18 protein-coding genes, 3 pseudogenes and 1 CRISPR repeat array are annotated in these 18,462 nt (G+C 59.5%); of the genes and pseudogenes, 15 read left to right on the top strand and 6 right to left on the bottom strand.

The genetic code is table 11. The annotated features are described in order from the left end of the window. The first annotated feature begins 162 nt into the window (after positions 1 to 162). From EPD82_RS02145 to EPD82_RS02120, 6 genes and pseudogenes are all read left to right on the top strand, one after another. Complete coding sequence (locus EPD82_RS02145) at positions 163 to 5,073, top strand: helicase-related protein (RefSeq protein ID WP_141054912.1); 4,911 nt, start codon at positions 163 to 165, stop codon at positions 5,071 to 5,073. A 565-nt stretch (positions 5,074 to 5,638) separates the two neighbouring features. Then, positions 5,639 to 5,881, top strand: a complete 243-nt coding sequence (locus EPD82_RS02140; protein WP_141054909.1) for a hypothetical protein — start codon at positions 5,639 to 5,641, stop codon at positions 5,879 to 5,881. 84 nt (positions 5,882 to 5,965) lie between these two features. After that, a pseudogene (locus EPD82_RS12130) lies at positions 5,966 to 6,319 on the top strand (transposase); the annotation flags it as partial. A 167-nt stretch (positions 6,320 to 6,486) separates the two neighbouring features. Continuing rightward, positions 6,487 to 6,615: pseudogene (locus tag EPD82_RS02130) on the top strand (IS5/IS1182 family transposase); the annotation flags it as partial. A 358-nt stretch (positions 6,616 to 6,973) separates the two neighbouring features. Next, complete coding sequence (locus EPD82_RS02125) at positions 6,974 to 7,384, top strand: hypothetical protein (RefSeq protein ID WP_141054906.1); 411 nt, start codon at positions 6,974 to 6,976, stop codon at positions 7,382 to 7,384. Beyond that, positions 7,375 to 7,956 carry a DNA-binding protein gene (locus EPD82_RS02120; RefSeq protein ID WP_141054903.1) on the top strand — a complete coding sequence of 194 codons (582 nt, stop codon included), beginning with the start codon at positions 7,375 to 7,377 and terminating at the stop codon, positions 7,954 to 7,956. The genes EPD82_RS02125 and EPD82_RS02120 overlap by 10 nt, the downstream gene beginning before the upstream one ends. 19 nt (positions 7,957 to 7,975) lie before the next feature. Here EPD82_RS02120 and EPD82_RS12330 read toward each other — a convergent pair. From EPD82_RS12330 to EPD82_RS02095, 5 genes and pseudogenes are all read right to left on the bottom strand, one after another. Then, positions 7,976 to 8,194: pseudogene (locus EPD82_RS12330) on the bottom strand (VRR-NUC domain-containing protein); the annotation flags it as partial. Between the two features lie 112 nt (positions 8,195 to 8,306). Further along, on the bottom strand, positions 8,307 to 8,525 hold the full coding sequence (locus tag EPD82_RS02110) for a WGR domain-containing protein (protein ID WP_141054897.1): 219 nt from the start codon (positions 8,523 to 8,525) through the stop codon (positions 8,307 to 8,309). Then, positions 8,515 to 9,165 carry a uracil-DNA glycosylase gene (locus EPD82_RS02105; RefSeq protein ID WP_141054894.1) on the bottom strand — a complete coding sequence of 217 codons (651 nt, stop codon included), beginning with the start codon at positions 9,163 to 9,165 and terminating at the stop codon, positions 8,515 to 8,517. Before EPD82_RS02105 ends, EPD82_RS02110 begins: the two co-directional genes overlap by 11 nt. Further along, complete coding sequence (locus EPD82_RS02100; protein ID WP_141054891.1) at positions 9,128 to 11,005, bottom strand: tyrosine-type recombinase/integrase; 1,878 nt, start codon at positions 11,003 to 11,005, stop codon at positions 9,128 to 9,130. The genes EPD82_RS02105 and EPD82_RS02100 overlap by 38 nt, the downstream gene beginning before the upstream one ends. A 247-nt stretch (positions 11,006 to 11,252) precedes the next feature. After that, positions 11,253 to 12,227 carry a ParM/StbA family protein gene (locus EPD82_RS02095; protein ID WP_072247997.1) on the bottom strand — a complete coding sequence of 325 codons (975 nt, stop codon included), beginning with the start codon at positions 12,225 to 12,227 and terminating at the stop codon, positions 11,253 to 11,255. A gap of 860 nt (positions 12,228 to 13,087) precedes the next feature. On the opposite strand from EPD82_RS02095, the gene mobI reads away from it, so the two are divergent. From mobI to EPD82_RS02075, 4 genes are read left to right on the top strand one after another with little or no spacing between them, the layout of a single operon-like run. Then, positions 13,088 to 13,549 (top strand): conjugative transfer protein MobI(A/C), encoded by a 462-nt coding sequence (mobI, locus tag EPD82_RS02090; RefSeq protein ID WP_141054888.1) that lies wholly within the window; start codon positions 13,088 to 13,090, stop codon positions 13,547 to 13,549. A gap of 47 nt (positions 13,550 to 13,596) precedes the next feature. After that, on the top strand, positions 13,597 to 14,025 hold the full coding sequence (locus EPD82_RS02085) for a hypothetical protein (RefSeq protein WP_198289083.1): 429 nt from the start codon (positions 13,597 to 13,599) through the stop codon (positions 14,023 to 14,025). Positions 14,026 to 14,068: 43 nt separating this feature from the next. Further along, entirely contained in the window at positions 14,069 to 14,293 is a 225-nt protein-coding gene (relB, locus tag EPD82_RS02080) for a type II toxin-antitoxin system RelB family antitoxin (RefSeq protein WP_055424293.1), read from the top strand. After that, positions 14,277 to 14,549, top strand: coding sequence for a type II toxin-antitoxin system RelE family toxin (locus EPD82_RS02075; RefSeq protein ID WP_141054885.1), 273 nt, complete (start codon positions 14,277 to 14,279; stop codon positions 14,547 to 14,549). Before relB ends, EPD82_RS02075 begins: the two co-directional genes overlap by 17 nt. Positions 14,550 to 14,575: 26 nt before the next feature. On the opposite strand, the gene EPD82_RS12325 is transcribed toward EPD82_RS02075, so the two are convergent. Beyond that, the gene (locus EPD82_RS12325; protein WP_420824927.1) at positions 14,576 to 14,854 is read right to left on the bottom strand and encodes a zinc ribbon domain-containing protein; all 279 of its coding nucleotides are present in this window, start codon (positions 14,852 to 14,854) and stop codon (positions 14,576 to 14,578) included. On the opposite strand from EPD82_RS12325, the gene cas1e reads away from it, so the two are divergent. The 5 genes from cas1e to EPD82_RS12320 all read left to right on the top strand — a co-directional run. Beyond that, complete coding sequence (gene cas1e, locus EPD82_RS02065; protein ID WP_141054882.1) at positions 14,738 to 15,640, top strand: type I-E CRISPR-associated endonuclease Cas1e; 903 nt, start codon at positions 14,738 to 14,740, stop codon at positions 15,638 to 15,640. The two genes, EPD82_RS12325 and cas1e, sit on opposite strands and share 117 nt — an antisense overlap. Further along, on the top strand, positions 15,621 to 15,935 hold the full coding sequence (gene cas2e, locus EPD82_RS02060; protein ID WP_055423122.1) for a type I-E CRISPR-associated endoribonuclease Cas2e: 315 nt from the start codon (positions 15,621 to 15,623) through the stop codon (positions 15,933 to 15,935). Before cas1e ends, cas2e begins: the two co-directional genes overlap by 20 nt. A gap of 44 nt (positions 15,936 to 15,979) precedes the next feature. After that, a CRISPR array of direct repeats spans positions 15,980 to 16,376; the repeat unit is 29 nt; unit sequence GTGTTCCCCGCGTGCGCGGGGATGAACCG. A gap of 87 nt (positions 16,377 to 16,463) precedes the next feature. Beyond that, a complete protein-coding gene (gene trfA, locus EPD82_RS02055; RefSeq protein WP_141054879.1) occupies positions 16,464 to 17,339 on the top strand; it encodes a plasmid replication initiator TrfA in 876 nt (291 codons plus the stop codon). Positions 17,340 to 17,868: 529 nt separating this feature from the next. Next, complete coding sequence (locus EPD82_RS02050) at positions 17,869 to 18,270, top strand: hypothetical protein (RefSeq protein ID WP_141054876.1); 402 nt, start codon at positions 17,869 to 17,871, stop codon at positions 18,268 to 18,270. Between the two features lie 68 nt (positions 18,271 to 18,338). Continuing rightward, a partial coding sequence (locus EPD82_RS12320) for a helix-turn-helix domain-containing protein (RefSeq protein WP_170210773.1) occupies positions 18,339 to 18,462 on the top strand: 124 nt, incomplete at its 3' end.

Raw genomic sequence — 18,462 nt, 5'->3', positions numbered from 1 at the left:
GGGTAACCGAAAGGGTGATGGTCGTAGCTGGCGACTAGAAACAAACAGCGCTTAGTGCTCATCGCGGGACGCCGCGATGGGATTTTCAAACCGCCCCTGCGGGATGCTTTCGTCCCGCAAGGGGCGAGGTGTCTCCGGGGGCTTTTTGTTTCCGGAGACAAAATGAGACTGAAGAAGATCGCCGAGGCATGCCTTTGGCTGCCAGGATTTGCGCCAAACGAAGATCCCATCGAAGTTCTTGGGGTCATCGGCCAGCGCGAGGTGGAAATTACCCACCAAGAGAAGGAGGTCGTAAGCAACGACACGACCACCAAGCCAACCTGGCCTCGCATCAATGCGTCTGTCTTTGCCGGTCTGACCGGCGACGTGACAAAGTACGAGGCCAACATCGCCGCCGTCGAACTTCTGCGCAAGCTGGAGTCCGAAGACCGGCAACCGACCGTCGAGGAGCGGACTGTTCTCAACCGGTACACTGGTTGGGGCGGTCTACCCCAGGCGTTCAACCTGGAGCAAAGCGATCCAAACTGGGTTGCTCGCGCCGAGCGCCTTAAGGCCTTGCTGTCCGCGGACGAGCATCGCTCCGCCGAGGCCAGCACGCCCAATGCCTACTACACCTCGCTGGAAGTCATCGAGGCGATGTGGCGGATGGTGGAACGCCTTGGCTTCAAGGGCGGTCGCGTCCTGGAGCCTGCCGCCGGCGTGGGTTACTTCGTCGGCGCGATGCCTGAGCATCTTGCTCGCAGCAGCAAGGTGACGGCCATCGAGCTTGATGCGCTGTCAGCCGGGATCACGAAGGCGCTCTATGAGCCTTTCGGCGTCCATGTCTACAACATGGGCTTCGAGGCGATGCACGTACCAGCCGGGTTCTTCGATCTGGCGATCAGCAACGTGCCATTCGGCAACTATCAGGTGGCCGAACTGCGCAACGTCCCGTATGCCAACTACTCGATCCACAACTACTTCTTCGCCAAAGCGCTGGAAGCGGTTCGACCGGGTGGGCTGGTGGTGTTCATCACGTCCAGCTTCACGCTGGATGCCGCAGATGAGCGCGTGCGGGCGTATCTGGCATCACAGGCCGATCTGGTGGCCGCAATTCGGCTGCCGAACAAGGCATTCAAGCAAATCGCCAACACCGAGGTCACGACCGACGTGGTAATTTTGCAAAAGCCCCTGAACGGCAAAACCGTGAAGGGGAAAGGGTGGCTGGCTGCGGTTGACTTGGACCCAAGCTCGCCGATCTACGGTGGGTTCAAGTCCTACTACAGCCGCGACTATATCCGGTGCAACCAGTGGTTCGCTGAAAACCCGGAATGGGTGATCGGCAAGCTCAAGCTCACCGATAACGGGTACGGCAAATCAACCGGCTGCGTGTTCGAAGGCGACAACCTCGCCGAAGAACTCGCCCGCCGCGTCGAGATGCTGCCGCAGGGCATCTACACCTCCCACGAGGAAGATGTCGAATGCGGCAATGTCGTGCGTCTCGACTTCACCGAGCAGCATCGTCCGGGTTTCCGGGTGATCGACGGCAAGGTGTATGAGGTGGCCTGGCCCGAGGCGCTGCTTTACAAGGCCCCGCAGAAGACCCTGGAGCGGATCGCTGGCATGGTGGAAATCCGCGATGCTGCGAGAAAGCTCATCCGGGCGCAAACCGAGACCGAGGACGATGCCGTTCTCGATGTGTACCGGGTCGCGCTCAATGCGTCCTATGACGCTTTTGTTGCCAAGCATGGCTTCATCCATGCGAAGGTGAACAAGGCGGCATTCAAGGGCGATCCCGATCTGCCGCTGTTGCTCTCGCTGGAGCGGTGGGACGAGGAAAGTCAAACCGCAGAGAAGGCGGACATCTTCTACCGGCGCACGGTAGGAGTATTCAAGCGCGTCGAGCGGTGCGACACGCCGCAGGATGCGCTTCTGGTCTGTGTCGCAGAACACGGACGAATCGTCGAGGAACGGATTGGCGAACTGCTTGGGAAACCGGGCGGCGAAGCCATGAAGGAACTCGAAGAGATGGGCGCTGTTTTCCTCGACCCGGAAACGGAGAAATGGGAGACGGCAGATGCCTATCTTTCCGGCAACGTCCGGCACAAGCTGGTCGTGGCTCGGCTCGCGGGAGATCGTTTCGCCGGTAACGCAAAAGCGTTGGAAATGGTCATTCCGGCCGACCTGACGCCAAGCGAAATCGGTGCTCGACTGGGGTCCACCTGGATTCCGGCGAGCGACTACGAAGCGTTCATCAACGAAATCCTGGAAACGACAGACACCAGGATCTCGTTCAGCGCCAAGGCGGGTGCCTGGAATGTGGAGCCGGACTATCGTACCAAGTGGTGCGTGGCGGCGACACAAACCTACGGCACAAACCGGGTCAATGCCATCACGCTCTTCGAGCAGGCGTTGAACCAGACGGTGCCTACGGTCTACGATCGTGACCCGATCAAAGACAAGCAGGTGGTCAACCAAAAGGAGACCATCGCAGCCCGCGAGAAACAGCAGCTGCTCAAGGACAAATTCCAGGAGTGGTTGTGGGCTGACGAAGCCCGTGCGCAACGGTTGGTCAGGTTGTACAACGACCAGTTCAACAGCGTCATACCGCGTCGCTTCGACGGCAAGCATATGGTGCTTCCTGGGTTCTCACGGGTGTACCGGCTGCATGACCATCAGCTCGATGCCATCTGGCGTATTGCGGCAAGCGGCAACAACACGCTGCTTGCTCACGTGGTCGGTGCGGGCAAAACCCTCACCATGATCTGCGCTGGTATGGAGCTTAGGCGTCTGGGCAAGGCGGCAAAACCCCTGTATGTGGTGCCGAACCACATGCTAGAGCAGTTCGCTGCCGAATTCCTGCGGGCCTATCCGGGTGCCAACATCCTGATGGCGAGCAAGGACGATCTGCAAGGTGATAAACGCAGGGCGCTGCTGTCAAGGATCGCCACAGGCGACTGGGACGGCGTGCTCATCACGCATGCGTCGTTCGAACGGATCAAGATGAGCGATGAGTTCATGAAACAGTACATCGAGGATGAAATCGCTGTGATCGAGGACGCCATCCGCGCTGAAAAGCAGGACCGCGGAAATCGCATCGTCAAGGAACTGGCTCGCGCCCTGAAGACGTGGGAAGCCCGTCTCGCCAAGCTCTCCGCGAAGGACAAGAAGGACGACCTTCTCAACTTCGAGGATCTGGGTGTGGACTGGCTGTTCGTGGACGAGGCGCACCTTTTCAAGAACCTCTGGAGATTCACCAAGATGACGAGGGTGGCCGGGTTGCCCAACAGCAACTCGGAGCGGGCATTCGATATGTTCGTCAAAACCCGATACATCATGGGTAAGCAAGGAGGACAGACGGGTGTGGTCTTCGCCACTGGGACGCCGGTATCGAACAGCATGGCCGAGATGTGGACTATGCAACGGTATCTGCAACCCAAGACGCTGGAGGCCCAACAGGTGGAGATGTTCGATGCCTGGGCGGCCAACTTCGGCGAGTCGGTGACGGCGCTGGAGCTTTCTCCGGACGGCAGCGGCTATCGGATGCAGACCCGCTTTGCGCGGTTCGTGAATCTGCCTGAACTGATGTCCATGTTCAGGGAGGTCGCGGACATTCGCACGGCGGAGATGATCAAACTTCCGGTGCCAAAAGCCAGAAAGGAAACGGTAACGGCCCAGCCGACTGAAGACCTCAAGGCCTTCGTCCAAACCCTCGTGGCGCGGGCGGAGAAAATCAGGAACGGTGAAGTTTTGCCGTCCGAAGACAATATGCTGGCCGTGACCAACGATGGCCGCAAGGCAGCGTTGGATATGCGGCTGATCGACGTGTTCTCCTCAGACTGCGAGGGGAGCAAGGTCAATCTCTGCGCCCAAAAGGTGCATGAGATCTGGGTTGAAACGGCTGCCTTCCGGGGTACGCAGATCGTGTTCTGCGATCTGTCCACCCCACAGGCCTGTAACTGGTTCAACGTCTATCACGACCTGCGCAAGAAGCTGGTCGAGATGGGCGTTCCGGGGCATGAGATCGCCTTCATCCACGACCACGAGAGTGATTCCGCCAAGGAGGAGCTTTTCAAGGCTGTGCGAGAGGGGCGCGTTCGAGTGCTCATGGGCAGCACCAGCAAGATGGGTGTCGGGACCAACGTCCAGACCCGTCTGGTGGCACTGCATCACCTGGATGCCCCGTGGCGTCCGGCAGATGTGGAGCAGCGGGAAGGTCGCATCATTCGGCAGGGCAACCTGAACGAAGAAGTGCGGATCTACCGTTACGTCACGGAAGGGAGCTTCGACGCCTACATCTGGCAGACACTTGAGACCAAGGCGCGCTTCATCGCCCAGGTCATGCAAGGAGACACCCAGATGCGAAGCGCCGAGGACGTGGAACTTGCCGCCCTGTCCTATGCCGAGGTGAAAGCCTTGGCGTCGGGCAACCCGCTGGTGCTGGAAAAGGCCGGTGTCGATACCGAGCTTGCCAAGCTCACGCTGCTGAAATCCCAGTGGGAACAGCAGCAGTGGCGCAACAAGCATGAACTGGCGGTGCTGCCAAGTCGCATCGAGACGATCCAGAAGCGGATCGCCGCGATCGAGGCGGACATCAAGACCCGTCAGGATGTGTCCGGAAACCGTTTCGTCATCGAAATCGATGGCAAGCGGTATCAGGATCGCGCCGAGGCCGGCAAGGCCATCATGATCGCTGCTCACGGCGTCCGCGTCGGAGAAGAGCGGATCATCGGCCGGCTTGCCGGGTTCGGAATCGGTGTCGAGGGATCCACTCTCCGCGAGTTCGGCAAGAGCATGTTCATTCGCGGCGGGATCGACTACGAGGTCGGGAAAGCGGAAACGCCGACCGGCTTCGTGATGGTGCTGGAGCATACGCTGCGCCGGATGGAAGAGGTGCTCGAAGCAGAGCGTGAGTATCTTGCCCGGACGGAAAAGCGTATGGCCGACATCCAAGCCGAAGTCGCTAAGCCTTTCGACAAGGCCGAGCGGCTCGCATGGTTGCGGCAGCGCCAGCAGGAGATCGATACTCAACTCGGCATCCTTGAGGGCGATAATCAGGCTGTGGATGAGGCAGAAACCTCGGAATCGGTCTGACAACCAACCACACAACCCACCCCGGTTCCTCGAAAGAGGGCCGGGGATTTTTTTGCTCATCGCCGGCAATGTGCTTGCTGCCGCGCATGCTATCCACAGAAATTGTGGATAACAAACTGAATATTAGCTCTAACTGCTTTAGCCGCACGGGGTTTGCGAGGTTGTCCAAAATTTGGACAGCCCAGGAAGCAGATTGCGGCATACTTCATTCATGATAACTGCTATTATCATGAATGCGATTTTTTGCGTGTAAATCGGTCCTCCCAAGATATGGACAATAAAACCCTAAAGATAACAATTGCTTGCGTCTGGGTTTGCTGTTATAGTGGCAGCGGCAGATGGCTGGAGCCAACTCTCGTATTACAGTCAGAGACGAGCACGGTCATCGAGACGGCTCGGGGCAGGAAGAAAACCGTGCGCACCTTCGCGTACGTTTTTGAGAGCAGCAGTTTCGTGGCTTAAGCCTCTGCCGGACAAGCTGCGCTTGCCGGAAACGTGTCGATACGGCTCTAGGTGAAGTTAATCGTGCGCGTGGTTGCGAACTTTCTTGAGAGCGAGAAAAGAGATGGGACTACTGACTCGACAGCAAGCGGCCGATCTGATGGATGTCCCTGTTTCATGGGTCGATGCGTTTTTACAGTTTGGCTCGCTAGAACGCTACGAAGGACCGAACGGAGAGACTCTGGTCGATGCCGACGAGATCCTGTTGAAACGTTTTGCGGCAACCCGACATGAAGAGGTTTCCCTTGCTCACGTCCGCAGCATTCTGAAAAAGCTTGGCGTGGGCCACCCAGAGGCAAGCGATTAGGGAAACGCTGATTTATCCCCCCTTCCCGATGTCGACCCGACCTGGGATAATGCCGGAGACCATCCAGCCGAGGGGGAGACTGCCATGCAGTCGAGCTGTCCCGAACTCGAGCATGCCGCGAAGAAGAAACAGACGCGCCGGGACCGTTTTCTGGCGCAACTCGAGGCAGTGACGCCCTAGAAAGCGCTAGTGGCGACGCTTGATCCGTTCTACACCAAGAATGAAGGGCCTGGCCGGCCGACGATCGGGCTGGAGCGCATGCTTCGGATGTACGTGGTACAGAACTGTTTCGGGCTGTCCGACGAGGGAACCGAAGACGCGATCTGCGACAGCCAGGCGATTCGCCGCTTCGTGGGCATCGACCCGAGCCGGGAAGCGGCACCTGATGCCACGACACTGCTCAAGTGTCGCCCGCTACTCAAGCCCCATCAGCTCACCTAGCGAGTGTCCGCGCCAAGGTCGAACACCCCTTTCACATGGTGAAGAACCTCTTTCTTGACATCCTCCCCCGCCTAAAGTCGGGGGATTCCTACGGCGCTCACCCCGGCATCGAGCCGGAATGAGTCGCTTCGGTGGGTTCCTGGGCCGAGGCTTGCCGCGCACCTGGTCATCGCAAGACCCGCTATCGGGGCTTGGCCAAGAACACTGCCCAGCTCTTCACCCTCTTTGCGCTGGCCAATCTGGTGCTTGCGCGACGCTGGCTTTTGGCACCAGACAGCCAAATTGCGTCCTGAACCAAGGCGCAAGGGGGTTATTCAACACCCAGACGAGGATCAGGGCCCGAGGAATGAGCATCGGGGTGTTGGTTCAGCAGTTCTCTAAAGGACGGCTCTGGTATGCAGAGCGACACAACCGCCAGAGAACCGCCAGTAGCAGGCGCCAAACGCTACATCCCCAGAAGGCTTTTCAGTAAACCGCCACTGCACCGTTAGTAACCAACGCGCGGTTCTTCTCTTTGCGCGACCATATCGGCGAGTAAACTTCCAGAGAACCGTCAGTACTACGCAACGCATGCCACACAAACCGGCCCATGTTAACTTGAATAATATTGTATGTTGTAGTAGTATCGTATTAATACAGGAAGGATCGTATATGAAAGAGTTGCTCCTGCTCATGCGCGAGACCATCGTGCGAGCTTTCGAAATCGCGACGTTTCGGTCTGCAGGGTCTGATCTTCCGGAATCGAAGGGCTTTGCCACGTGGTTAGCTGCCTTGTCAGCCGCATTCGTCGCTGGCGAGCAACTGGCGCGCGGCCACGGCATCGTCGGCATGCTCATCGCTCCGGCCGCCTGGCTGTTCGTGGTTTGGACGGCCTCGCGGGTAGGCCGGAAGATCGACTATCGCATCGCATCAGCCTTGCTATTGGGGTCGCTTCCTGTGTGCGCCGTTCTGATCCTGGTCGCTGGCAGCGATCTGTGGGAGTGGGCGGCGGCCGCATGGGGTGCTTTCGTGATGCTCAACGTGCTTGCGCGGCAGCATAAGGAGTGGTCGCCATGGCGCTGACCAGGGACGACATTTGGGCGGTCGCTGACCGGCTCGACGCAGAAGGGAAGGCGCCGACCCTGGCAGCCGTTCGTAAAGCGCTTGGCAGCGGAAGTTTCACGACGATTTCCGAAGCCATGCGCGAGTGGCATCAGCGACGGAAGGAGAGGACGGACAAGGCGCAGGAAGCCGGCCCCGTACCACCCGACCTGGACGAGGCCGTCCGCCGTTTCGCTCAGGAAGTCTGGGCGAAAGCTACGGAGATCGCCAAGGCGGAGGTGGTGAAGCTGGCGCACGAGTACGCCGAGGCCAGGAAAGAATGGGACCGCGAACGGCAGGAGCTGGAAGCGGTAGCCGAAGACCTGTCGACGGCGTTGGAGGAGTGCCGAGCCAAATCGGACGAAGCCGGTGCCGCGCTTGCGGACTTGGTTCGTCGTCACGCCGAGACCGAAGCCATTGTGCTCAAACTCAAGGAGCAGGTGAGGGAGAACGAGGCGCGGATCGAGGAGTTGCGGCAGGAAAACCAGCGCCTGCATGATCTGTTGCGTCAGATGGCTTCCGGCCGAGCAGAAAACGATCGACGACAGCCCTGAATTCTTCGAATGACCGGCACACGGCAACAAGGTAGCCAGAGCGCTCCAGCCGGTCGAGCCAAGCGGCCTGAGCCGGGGAGAGTCGCCCGGCAAGAGACTTCAGTTCCACCGCTAGGCCAGACCAGTCGCCGTTGGGAATTGGCAGCAGGAGATCCGGCACACCGGGCTTGACTCCCATCGCCTTTAGCCGCCCCGCTTCCCCCTTCGGGCGCTTCCCGCCATTGGGGACATGCAGCATCCATTGCAGAATGGGATGGCGGCCGGTAAGCCACGTAAGCAACTCGACGCAGGCCCTGTGCAACGATTCTTCGTCGCTGGCAAGGCGGCGCCGTGGGCCGGAATACCTTCTGCTATTGGCCGACCGGCACATAGCCGTGCCTTTCCCGCACGCACATGATCCGGCGCACTTCTCTCAGGGCATCCTCTTCGCGCTCGAACACCTGGCGTTTCATCCCTCCCCGACGGTTGTAGAGTCCGTACCAGCGCCGATACAGCACGAAGGACCCGAACAGGTCGAGTTCCAGCCATATGGTATAGCCGCGCCGGTCGGTCCTGTACTCAAGTAACATGCGATGACTTCAGGCATTCGACGGCCAGTTCAACCTGCTCCTCCCCAATCTCGCGCCACACCTTCCCGTTGGGCGCTCTGCGGTTCCACGCCATGCCGGAAGTGTGCGGCATGGGAACGGCGAAAACTCCGTCCAGCATGCCGTGCAGCAACCGGATCGCATGTCGCAGGGTCGGGAGCGCATCCTTGGCGAGCAGAACCGGAGACTTTCTGGATCGCTCGATGTGCCAGTACAGCGGCCCTGGGCCAAGGAACACTTCCGTCGCCATGCTTCCGACCAGCAACAGAACCTTGGGGCGGTTCCTGAGCAGGAAAATCGATAGCCATAGCAGGCAGTTATCGGTCTCATGTTTGTACGGTTTGCGGTTGTCTTTCGGGCGGCAGCGGACGATGTTGGCTACACCGTAGTCCCGGTTGCGTTCGATTCCATATTGCACCAGCAAGGCATCGAGGGTGCGGCCGGCTCGTCCGACAAATCCTTCGCCGATGTCATCCTCTTCCATGCCCGGAGCCTCGCCGATGGCGAGCAGGCCGCCTGGCGGGCAAGGCGTCGGGAAGACGATCTGGGTACGGCTTGCCACGAGCTCTGGGCACAGCCGGCACTCATGCTCTCGCGTCGATTTCGGTCCAAAGTTGTTCATCGTCCGTCTCCGTGTAGATGCTGGTGGTCGCCAAGCTGGCGTGCCCCAGAAGCTTTTGCACCAGATTCACTGGCACCCCGCTCGATGCAAGATGCGCACCGCACGTATGCCGCAGCCAATGAACGCTGGCTCGGCGGAATGCCTTGGCTTCTTGGTCCCTGCCATCTGCGACCAAGCTTTCGGCCGCTCGATGGAATACCGTCCGCAACGACTTGTACAAGGCGCTTCCCGACAACGGCTCTTGGCTGCTCAGCCGGGAAATCAACGGCGTCTCGGGCGGATTGGCGAGCGGATCGGGATCGAGGCCGCGGTATGCAAGGTATTCCCGGAGGCGATCCATGACCCTGTTTGGTAAAGGTACGGCTCGCCACTTGCCGCCTTTGCCAAGCACCTTGAGCATCCAGCGAACGCCAAGACCTTCCTTGAGCGGCATGGTATAGAGCCGACCGATGCTCGAATCCACCAGTTCGGATAGGCGCAAGCCTGTGGCCTGGGCAAAGGGCAACACGAATCGCAGCCGGGATGTCGCATCGTCGGCAGGCAAGGCGTCGAGGAACGTCATCAGGTAGTCCCACTGGCCGGTCGAGAACACCCGCGTCAATTCCACGTCATTGGGCGTGTCCGTGCGTGCGGCCGGCTTCCGGCCCACGGCGTCCCAAGGATTGAAAATACAATACTGGACACGAACCATCCACTCGAACATGCTCGACAGGATCGTCAACGCCTGCCGGACACTCGCGGCGGACAGAGGGCCGTCGAATGGTCGCCAGTTCGGGCTGAAACGGTGTGTGTTTCGCTTGCCGATCCATTCGCTTTGAGGAATCCGAAAGGGCCACTGCTCAGGGTTCGTCCGTCCAAGACTGGACAGCCAGTCCCGATAGAGTGCGCAGTCATCGACGGTGAGATCTGAGAGTGCCTTGCCGCGCTCGATCACGGCCCAGAGAAGGAGCCGTTCGGCTTCCTTGCGGTAGGCTCTTGATGTGTGCGGGCTGCCCGATTTCGTGGCAAGCCAGGACTCGATGGCCTTTTGGTCGTTGTCCGCCCGAATGCGGGGGGAGCCTGGATGTCTGTTGGACCCGGTTTCGCCAGACAACATCTGCGGTGCCGCGAATGCCTCGATGGGTACGATGGCGGTTTCCCGAGGTCGCGCTCGAACCAACGATGGTGCATGTTGGCTGCGGATGGGTGTCATCGCATGTTCTGGCAACGCCCCCAAGGCCGACTCATATCCTTGCAGCCAGGCGACGATCCGGGAGGCTCCTTTTTCGCCCAACTTCGGCACGGTGACCCACCAGCGATAGCCGCGATCCCGGATTCGCTCCATCAAGGCTCCGATGGTCGGGATGCCGGCAAGAACGAGCCGATTCGCCACCTGCTTGTCGAACCAGGCGGATACCGGATCGGCAGGATTTGGATCGGTGACAAGCAGGTCTTCGATCCAGACGAGGGCTGCGAGTTGACGTTCGATCAAGCGCTGGCGCTGACGGCCTCGCTTGTCGCGGGCTTCGGGAAACGTTTCGAGATAGAGCTGGATCAGCTCCTCCTCATCGTAGAAGCCGTCAGGATCGTGTTCGGCGCGGAAGTCCTCCAATGAGGGAATGGCATGCGCTTTCTGAATGGGTTCGGCTGCCAAGTGCAAGCGCAGTAAGCGGGCTTCGCCGCGCCGGCCATGGCGCAGGGCAGCCTGGCTCAGAGTATCCCGCAACCAGGTGAGCGTAGATTTGGCGCGCCGCAAGTCGAGCCCTGTCTCGAGATAGCGGTCGGCCAGATCCCTGAGATCGAGGCCCTGCAACCACCCACGATAGAAAGCGAGGTGATGTCGACCGATCTTTTTGGTCACACCTCATCCCCTAGCGACTTTGCGAAACGCAGCGCTCGACTCGAGGCCTGCGCATCCTGTTGTGCAACTTCTGTCTGGGTAGGTTGGTCGATGGCCGGCTTACCGGAGATTCCACCGCTAATGGCAGCGATCCCGAGCGTTGCGAGCGTTCGGACACGCTCGGCCCGCAGTCTGGCCGGAACGTCCTTCAATGCCGCAAAAAGCTCAGGACTGGCCTGGGTCACGGTAAGAACGATCCGAATGCCGCTCACAAAGCCGCCCCCATCAACCAGAATCCACGAGCGTTGGAGAACACCGGATCCGCCGGCGTAACTACGGACAGCCGTGGAAAGGCGGCCTGCACCGCGTCGCGGAAGAACATGGCACCACCCCCAACGAGGACCACGAGGTCGACCATCGTGCTTTCCGTGCGCAGCGACTTCTGGATGGATTCGACGACGACCGGGCCGACCGTCTTCGTGGCCTGCTCGATGTAGGGGGCTATCTCGACGCGCTGACCGAGCACCAGAACGGTCGGTTTGCCTGAGCGGATGGCGTTTTCGAGAGTCTCAGTATTGACCGCCGTGCCGTGATCCTTGGCAATCAGCCTGGAGGCCTCTTCGAGGACGACCGATGAGGCATTGAGGCTGGTGCCGGAGGATTGACGGTGCAGATCCTTGTGGGCGATGACCACCCAATCGACCGAGAAGAAGCCGGGATCGACCACGAGAACCCGCGCATCCTCTATATCGGCATCTTCTTGAGCGATGTAATCGAGGAGTCCGCCGATGGGCTGCGGGATGACCTTGACCCTCTCGACCGTGACGGTGCGCTTGGCGGTAACTTGATGCGTTCCCAGCATGTACTCGGCTAGGGCTTTTCTGCGGTTTTCGTCCAAGTATTGTGTCACCGGAAGCCCGGTGACGAGCATGTCGATCCTGTCCATCTCCGAAAGGAGAAGGCCGGCGTAAAACAACGCCTTGTAAGAGACGCTGGAAGGATAGTCCGCGTGCAGGGAACGGCTCCACATTTCAGCGCGATCCGGTGAGACCCCCGCAACGAACTCTTGCCCGTCTACCAGGACGTGCAGGAAGTCTTCGTGCGCCTTTCCATCGAAGCGCGACCCAAAGCGATCGGCGGGCGCCGCGCCCGAAGGGCGTAAGTATGTTCTTGGAGATTCGCCTTTATGGCCAAAGGCGAGTTTCAGGTTGGAGTACCCGATGTCGATACCGATGATATTCAAGTCAACCTCCTGTGAACCGTGAGTAAACAATTTTCAGTTCGTCTTGCCTCGACGCGATTCCGTGTACCGGCAATCAACTTCCAGATAACCGCTAGTAGCACCGGCATGATCGTCCGGCGAGCGAGTACCGCTAGCATACCACTTGAGAACATATCAGACGTTCCGGTGAAAACCCGACCGAAAAGAGCAACAAAACGCCTTGTTTAGCGACATAAACCTTGTAGGTGTCGAGTTACAGTTGTGCGCTGCAATGCCTTTCCAGTCTGCAAAGGAAACGCTTCGCGATGTCCACATGGCAAGGCTGCAAGGACAGCGAGTCCAGTAATCCTTTCCAGTCTGCAAAGGAAACGAAGCGCCATGCCTTAGATTTAAAGGAACGAAAAATGGCGACCTCGCAGGGGCGAACCGATCGCCTGGCAATCGACCGGTGGCAGCAAGGCCGCAATGCCTTTCCAGTATGCAAAGGAAACGCTTCGCGATGTCCACATGGCAAGGCTGCAAGGACAAGGGGGGCCGCAATCCTTTCCAGTCTGCAAAGGAAACGAAGCGCCATGCCTTAGATTTAAAGGAACGAAAAATGGCGACCTCGCAGGGACGAACCGATCGCCTGGCAATCGACCGGTGGCAGCAAGGCCGCAATGCCTTTCCAGTCTGCAAAGGAAACGCTTCGCGATGTCCACATGGCAAGGCTGCAAGGACAAGGTAGCCGCAATGCCTTTCCAGTCTGCAAAGGAAACGAAGCGCTATGCCTTAGATTTAAAGGAATTCTGCCAGCGTTAGGAAGAACCGGCATGGCGAGATGGTTTTCTATATAAGGCATGGCGTTTTGCTGCCTCTCTAGTAAACATAAGGAAAGCGCGATGAACGAAACGAAGAAGGAAAACGACCTGGAAGAGATCAAGGCCGCCCTGGAAAGGCACATGGAAAGCCTGTACAAACGGGCACTGGCTGTGGTGAACGAGTACTACGATTTCAAGGAGGAGATGAACAAGAAGATGGACTGGCCGAAGAAAAGCTCTCTCAAGCCCAGAGTCCGCCAGCGAGGGCTATCGATAGCGGCAGAGTGGTACGACAAGCGCTGGTACGGTTCCAAGGCGAAGGGAACGCGCAGGGCGTTTACGACGTACATCGCCAAGCCGAAAGCCTCGCATGGCTACACTCTGAGCAAACTGCTGGAATATGCCCAGGACTGGGAGAAGGACAAGGTGGCCGAAACTGAGACCGCCTTGGCGGCGATCCGGTACGAGGCGAGTTGCGTCATGAAGGCCCTGTCCTATCTGAACATGGCCGCCAAGAAAAGCCTGATTGACACCAGGTTGTGACGGTTGACCTACGCCCGCTGCATCAAGGTCAGGAATACCGACAACGCTTGCCCCGCTGGCCGCGTTTTCCGGGCCGTGGCGGGCCGTTTACGCCCACTCTGGCGGGCAAGGCCGAGCAGCAAGCCGCCGACTTGGCCGACCAGGCGCAGCGCATCGAGCGCGAGCAACAGGCCGCCGAATCGGCGCGGGTGGAGCTGGCCACGGCCCGCCTCAAGATCGAGGCACAGGCCGAACGGCAGACCGAGCAGGCCGCCGAGATCGAGCGCCTACGCGCCGCGCTGGCCGATGCGCAGCAGGGCCGCACCGCCGCCGAACAGCAGGCCGCCGTGCTGGCCGCCAAACTGGAGGCATGCGCTGAACGGGTGGCCCGTGCAGAGGCCCGCGTCGAGCAGATCGAGCAGCAGGCCGCCGAGGCGCGCGAGCAGGCCAAGGCGCAGAAGATCGAGCGGGATAACTCACCCAGCGTTTCGCGGTAGTTGTGCTATACTTGTATAGCGTTTTCAGAACAGGAGCCGAAACATGCTTGCAATCCGACTGCCCGCCGAAGTGGAAGCCCGCCTTGAAGCACTGGCACAGGCCACCGGGCGCACCAAGACTTTCTATGCCCGCGAAGCCATCCTTGAGCACTTGGACGACCTCGAAGATTTGTACCTTGCAGAGCAACGCCTGATCGACGTTCGCGCAGGCCGCAGCCGCACCTACACGCTAGACGAAGTGGAGCGCGATCTTGGCTTGGCGGATTGAGTTCGACGACAAGGCCAAGAAGGACTTGGCCGCGCTGGACAAGACCGTTGCCAAGCGCATCACCGCTTTTCTGCGCGAACGAGTCTCGGGACTCGACGACCCGCGCAGCATCGGCGAAGCCCTCAAAGGCTCCAAGCTTGGAGCCTTCTGGAAGTACCGCGTGGGCGACTATCGCATCGTTGCCAGCATCGAGGACGGCGCTTTGCGCATCCTCGTTGTGCGCATCGGCAACCGCAAGGAGGTGTACCGGAAGTAAATAACCCGCGACTGAAGTCGCAGGCTTTATTGTGAAGCGCAGACATGGTTGCCCATATCCACACTCCCAACATCAGGCGTATTTACGACCGCCCTCGACAGCGGGGCACCGCTGCCGATCCGGGCAAGGTTCCGACTTGCGTTCAAGTCGCTGTGCGCCCGGAGACCACAGTGAGGGCACTCGAAACGATGTTTCGAGCGCTTCCCCAACTCTCCACAACACGAGCAGGTCTGGCTGGTGTAGGCCGGGTTGGCGTACTCGACGGCGCTTTCGTCGTCGTGGATGTCAACGGGGTGCGCACCCATATCCCCGTGGGCGGCGTGGCCTGCCTGATGCTGGAGCCCGGCACGCGCGTCTCGCATGCCGCCTGCGCGCTCGCGGCGAGGGTGGGTACCTTGCTCGTTTGGGTGGGTGAGGCCGGCGTTCGCCTCTATTCTGCCGGGCAACCGGGCGGTGCCCGTTCCGACCGGCTGCTGTATCAGGCAAAGCTCGCCCTGGACGATGAGCTGCGCCTCAAAGTCGTGCGCCGCATGTTCGCCATTCGCTTCGGTCAAGAGCCGCCGCAGCGACGCTCCGTCGAGCAACTTCGCGGCATCGAGGGGGCGCGCGTGCGCGAAATGTACAAGCGGCTGGCCGAACGCTACAAAGTGCGCTGGGTGCATCGTGACTACGATCCCGAATCCTGGGAGTCCTCCGACCGACCCAATCGCTGCCTGTCGGCTGCCACCGCAGCGCTCTACGGCGTCACCGAAGCGGCGGTGCTTGCCGCAGGCTATGCACCTGCGATCGGTTTCATCCACACCGGCAAGCCGTTGTCCTTCGTCTACGATATCGCGGACCTTTTCAAATTCGATACCGTCGTGCCGGTCGCTTTCGAAGTGGCCGCCTCGGCGAAGGCGAACGCCGAGCGGGAGGTGCGCCTGCGCTGCCGCGACGTATTCCGCCGGACGCGGCTTCTCGAAAAGATCATCCCGACCATCGAGGATGTGCTTGCCGCCGGCGGCATCGCGCCTCCTGAGCCGGCGCCTGACCAAGTGCTGCCGGCCATTGCCGACAAGGAGCCTTTGGGCGATGTTGGTCATCGTGGTTGAGAACGTCCCGCCCCGGCTACGGGGTAGATTGGCCGTCTGGCTGTTGGAAGTGCGTGCTGGCGTCTACGTCGGCAATTACTCGCGCAGGGTACGCGAGGAGATCTGGCGCCACGTCGAAGCCGGCGTCGGCGAGGGCAACGCCGTGATGGTCTGGCGCACGAACAACGAGGCAGGCTTTGAATTCGTGACGATAGGGGCCAACCGGCGCGTGCCCGTCGAACTGGACGGCGTCCAGCTCGTGTCGTTCCTACCGCCAGAGCCGGTGTCGCCAAACGGTGGGTCGGCGGTAGGTTAGCGGGCAGTGTGCAACTTATTTAAAAACATGGGAAAATTTCAAGTGTGTTCCCCGCGTGCGCGGGGATGAACCGCTGCCGTCCCAGACGCCAGAATACTGGCGTGTGTGTTCCCCGCGTGCGCGGGGATGAACCGTAGATGGACTGCAGGCCAGCGACCAGGCCCTCGTGTTCCCCGCGTGCGCGGGGATGAACCGGGACATCAAAAGAGCATTGACCCGATCCGCGTGTGTTCCCCGCGTGCGCGGGGATGAACCGGCCAAGATCGTCATCAGCGCCCCATTGCCGATGTGTTCCCCGCGTGCGCGGGGATGAACCGTGGGGACCGAGACGAAGGGTTTGTGGTGCAGCCGTGTTCCCCGCGTGCGCGGGGATGAACCGAGTTCGCGGCGCCGCTCACCCCGCCGCGCTCGCGTGTTCCCCGCGTGCGCGGGGATGAACCGGATGTCATTCAGAAACGATGCCGAAATACTGCCTAAAAGTGCGTATTTAGCCCAAATTTTACCCGTCCGTCCTGATATAAGGACGGTATGGACAACGCTACTTCTCAGATCCCCATTCCCTTTCACGAGTCGTCCGGTGAACCGATTCCGGATCCTGGTATTGCCAAAGCCATGGACCGGATACGAGAAAGCCTGGAACAGAAGGCCATCGCTGCGGGTCTGCCTGTGCCATCGAATGGCAAGCCGCTCCCGAACGATGTTCTTCGCTCGGCGCTGTTTGGCGTTTCGGAGAAGGTTTTTCGGCGAGAAGAAAAAATCGCTTCCGTGGAAGGCTTGGATGTCTACATGGTGCGGGGCTATCGGCCAACGCAAGCCCATCTCGACGTGTGGGAGCAGTGCCTGGATCTAGCAGCAAAACACGGCACTGGAAAGCGGATTCGCTTTTCCGCGTACTCCTTTCTCAAGGCTATTGGACGAAACACAGGGAAATCCGACTACGAGTGGCTGAAAGAAGCCATCAACGACCTTGCGGGCTGCCTGGTGCGTATCTCAAACGGCCGTCACTCGTACTTCGGCACCCTGATCCAGGACGGTTTCAGGGACGAAGAGACCAACGAGTACGTGATCAAGATCAACGAGGCGCTCGCATTGCTCTTCATGGGCGGGAACTGGACGGCTCTCAACGGGGAGCAGCGGAAGATGCTGCGCAAGCGCCCGCTGGCTCAATGGCTGCATGCGTTCTACTCGACCCACGCCAAGCCGCACCCGTACAAGGTCGAAACCATCAGGCAACTGTGCGGAAGCGAGGTAAGCGAGCTTAAGAAGTTCCGCCAGATGTTGCGGCGCGCGCTCAAGGAACTGGCCTCGGTGACAGGATGGTCGTGCTCGATAGACGAAAACGACTGCGTCGTAATCAAACGGGAAGCAAAAACCGTGCCAAATCCCTATCGGGATAGCGGGTAGGGTCGAAAACGATGCGTTATCCACAGATCGGTCAATTTATCCACAGATCGGGCGAATTATCCACAAGCTCTGCGAGGACATGGATTGGCGCTATCGGGATAGCGGGTACTGGGTATCGGGATAGCGGGTACGGAAAGGCTAAAAATATCGGGATAGCGGGTACCGAGTATCGGGATAGCGGGTACCAAAATATCGGGATGACGGGTACCAAAATATCGGGACAGCGGGTACGGCCGCGCCTGTGGAAAACTTGTGAAATCCATTGCAAACATTGGCGAAAAAAAGTTATCCACAATCGCCCTAATCTTTTTTTAATCTTTTTTTAATCATTAAAAACTAAAGGCATCGCAACGTTGGCGCTGTGGATAGATGCGCATCGACTTCGCCCACCGCGTCCTGAGGCTGGGATTTTCCTGCAGAAGCGGCATAACAGATCAGTTCAATGCTCTTTTCGAGCAGGTTCGGGACGAACGCTGCGCTATTCTTTGTCCATGGCAAGTCGAACCGCAAGCGAAATTCATCACTGAGAATGAAAACCGTTCATCAGCAAAACCTGCATACGACCTGGCTGTACGACGGCGAACCGGAATACGTCGACCTCAACGTCGAAGCCGCGCTTCTGGAGCAAGGCGGCTACGTCGTCGTTCTGGAACTCACGAACGGCAAGTTACGGCTAGCCGCAACGCGCCATCCGGCGAAGTATGTCAAGGAATGGCGTCACAACGTCCGACGCTACGGCGCCCTGGACATCGTTCGCGTACTCGTGTCGCGCCCCTATCTGCGCTACGAGGCCGCCAAGCGTCTGTTGGCAACCAAGCTGGCGGAATACAAGGACGACGAATCGGATGCATACCGGCTCGATGTCGAGACGTTCAAGGAAAAGGCAAAGGAGCTAACTCTCGTATTACAAAAAGTGCAAATTAGTCCATAATGGTGTTCATGGAAAACACCATGAGCACAGGCAAGGCGGCAAAACTTCTTGGCGATGAGTGAATGACCATGCGCCTTACCCACAAGATCGCCCTTCGTCCCACGCCCGAGCAGGCGGATTACTTCAAACGCGCCTGCGGCACGGCCCGGCGCGTGTGGAACTGGGCGCTCGCCGAATGGAACCGGCAGTATG

Origin of the sequence: Tepidiphilus succinatimandens, from assembly GCF_006503695.1 — a bacterium.
Lineage (GTDB): Bacteria > Pseudomonadota > Gammaproteobacteria > Burkholderiales > Rhodocyclaceae > Tepidiphilus > Tepidiphilus succinatimandens.
This window is presented reverse-complemented; position numbering and strand designations above follow the sequence as displayed.

Coding starts and splice junctions, on each gene's coding strand:
- EPD82_RS02145 (WP_141054912.1), top strand. CDS start 163: ATGAGACTGAAGAAGATCGCCGAGGCATGCCTTTGGCTGCCAGGATTT.
- EPD82_RS02140 (WP_141054909.1), top strand. CDS start 5,639: ATGGGACTACTGACTCGACAGCAAGCGGCCGATCTGATGGATGTCCCT.
- EPD82_RS02125 (WP_141054906.1), top strand. CDS start 6,974: ATGAAAGAGTTGCTCCTGCTCATGCGCGAGACCATCGTGCGAGCTTTC.
- EPD82_RS02120 (WP_141054903.1), top strand. CDS start 7,375: ATGGCGCTGACCAGGGACGACATTTGGGCGGTCGCTGACCGGCTCGAC.
- EPD82_RS02110 (WP_141054897.1), bottom strand. CDS start 8,525: ATGTTACTTGAGTACAGGACCGACCGGCGCGGCTATACCATATGGCTG.
- EPD82_RS02105 (WP_141054894.1), bottom strand. CDS start 9,165: ATGAACAACTTTGGACCGAAATCGACGCGAGAGCATGAGTGCCGGCTG.
- mobI (WP_141054888.1), top strand. CDS start 13,088: ATGAACGAAACGAAGAAGGAAAACGACCTGGAAGAGATCAAGGCCGCC.
- relB (WP_055424293.1), top strand. CDS start 14,069: ATGCTTGCAATCCGACTGCCCGCCGAAGTGGAAGCCCGCCTTGAAGCA.
- cas1e (WP_141054882.1), top strand. CDS start 14,738: ATGTTTCGAGCGCTTCCCCAACTCTCCACAACACGAGCAGGTCTGGCT.
- EPD82_RS12325 (WP_420824927.1), bottom strand. CDS start 14,854: ATGGGTGCGCACCCCGTTGACATCCACGACGACGAAAGCGCCGTCGAG.
- cas2e (WP_055423122.1), top strand. CDS start 15,621: ATGTTGGTCATCGTGGTTGAGAACGTCCCGCCCCGGCTACGGGGTAGA.
- trfA (WP_141054879.1), top strand. CDS start 16,464: ATGGACAACGCTACTTCTCAGATCCCCATTCCCTTTCACGAGTCGTCC.
- EPD82_RS02050 (WP_141054876.1), top strand. CDS start 17,869: ATGAAAACCGTTCATCAGCAAAACCTGCATACGACCTGGCTGTACGAC.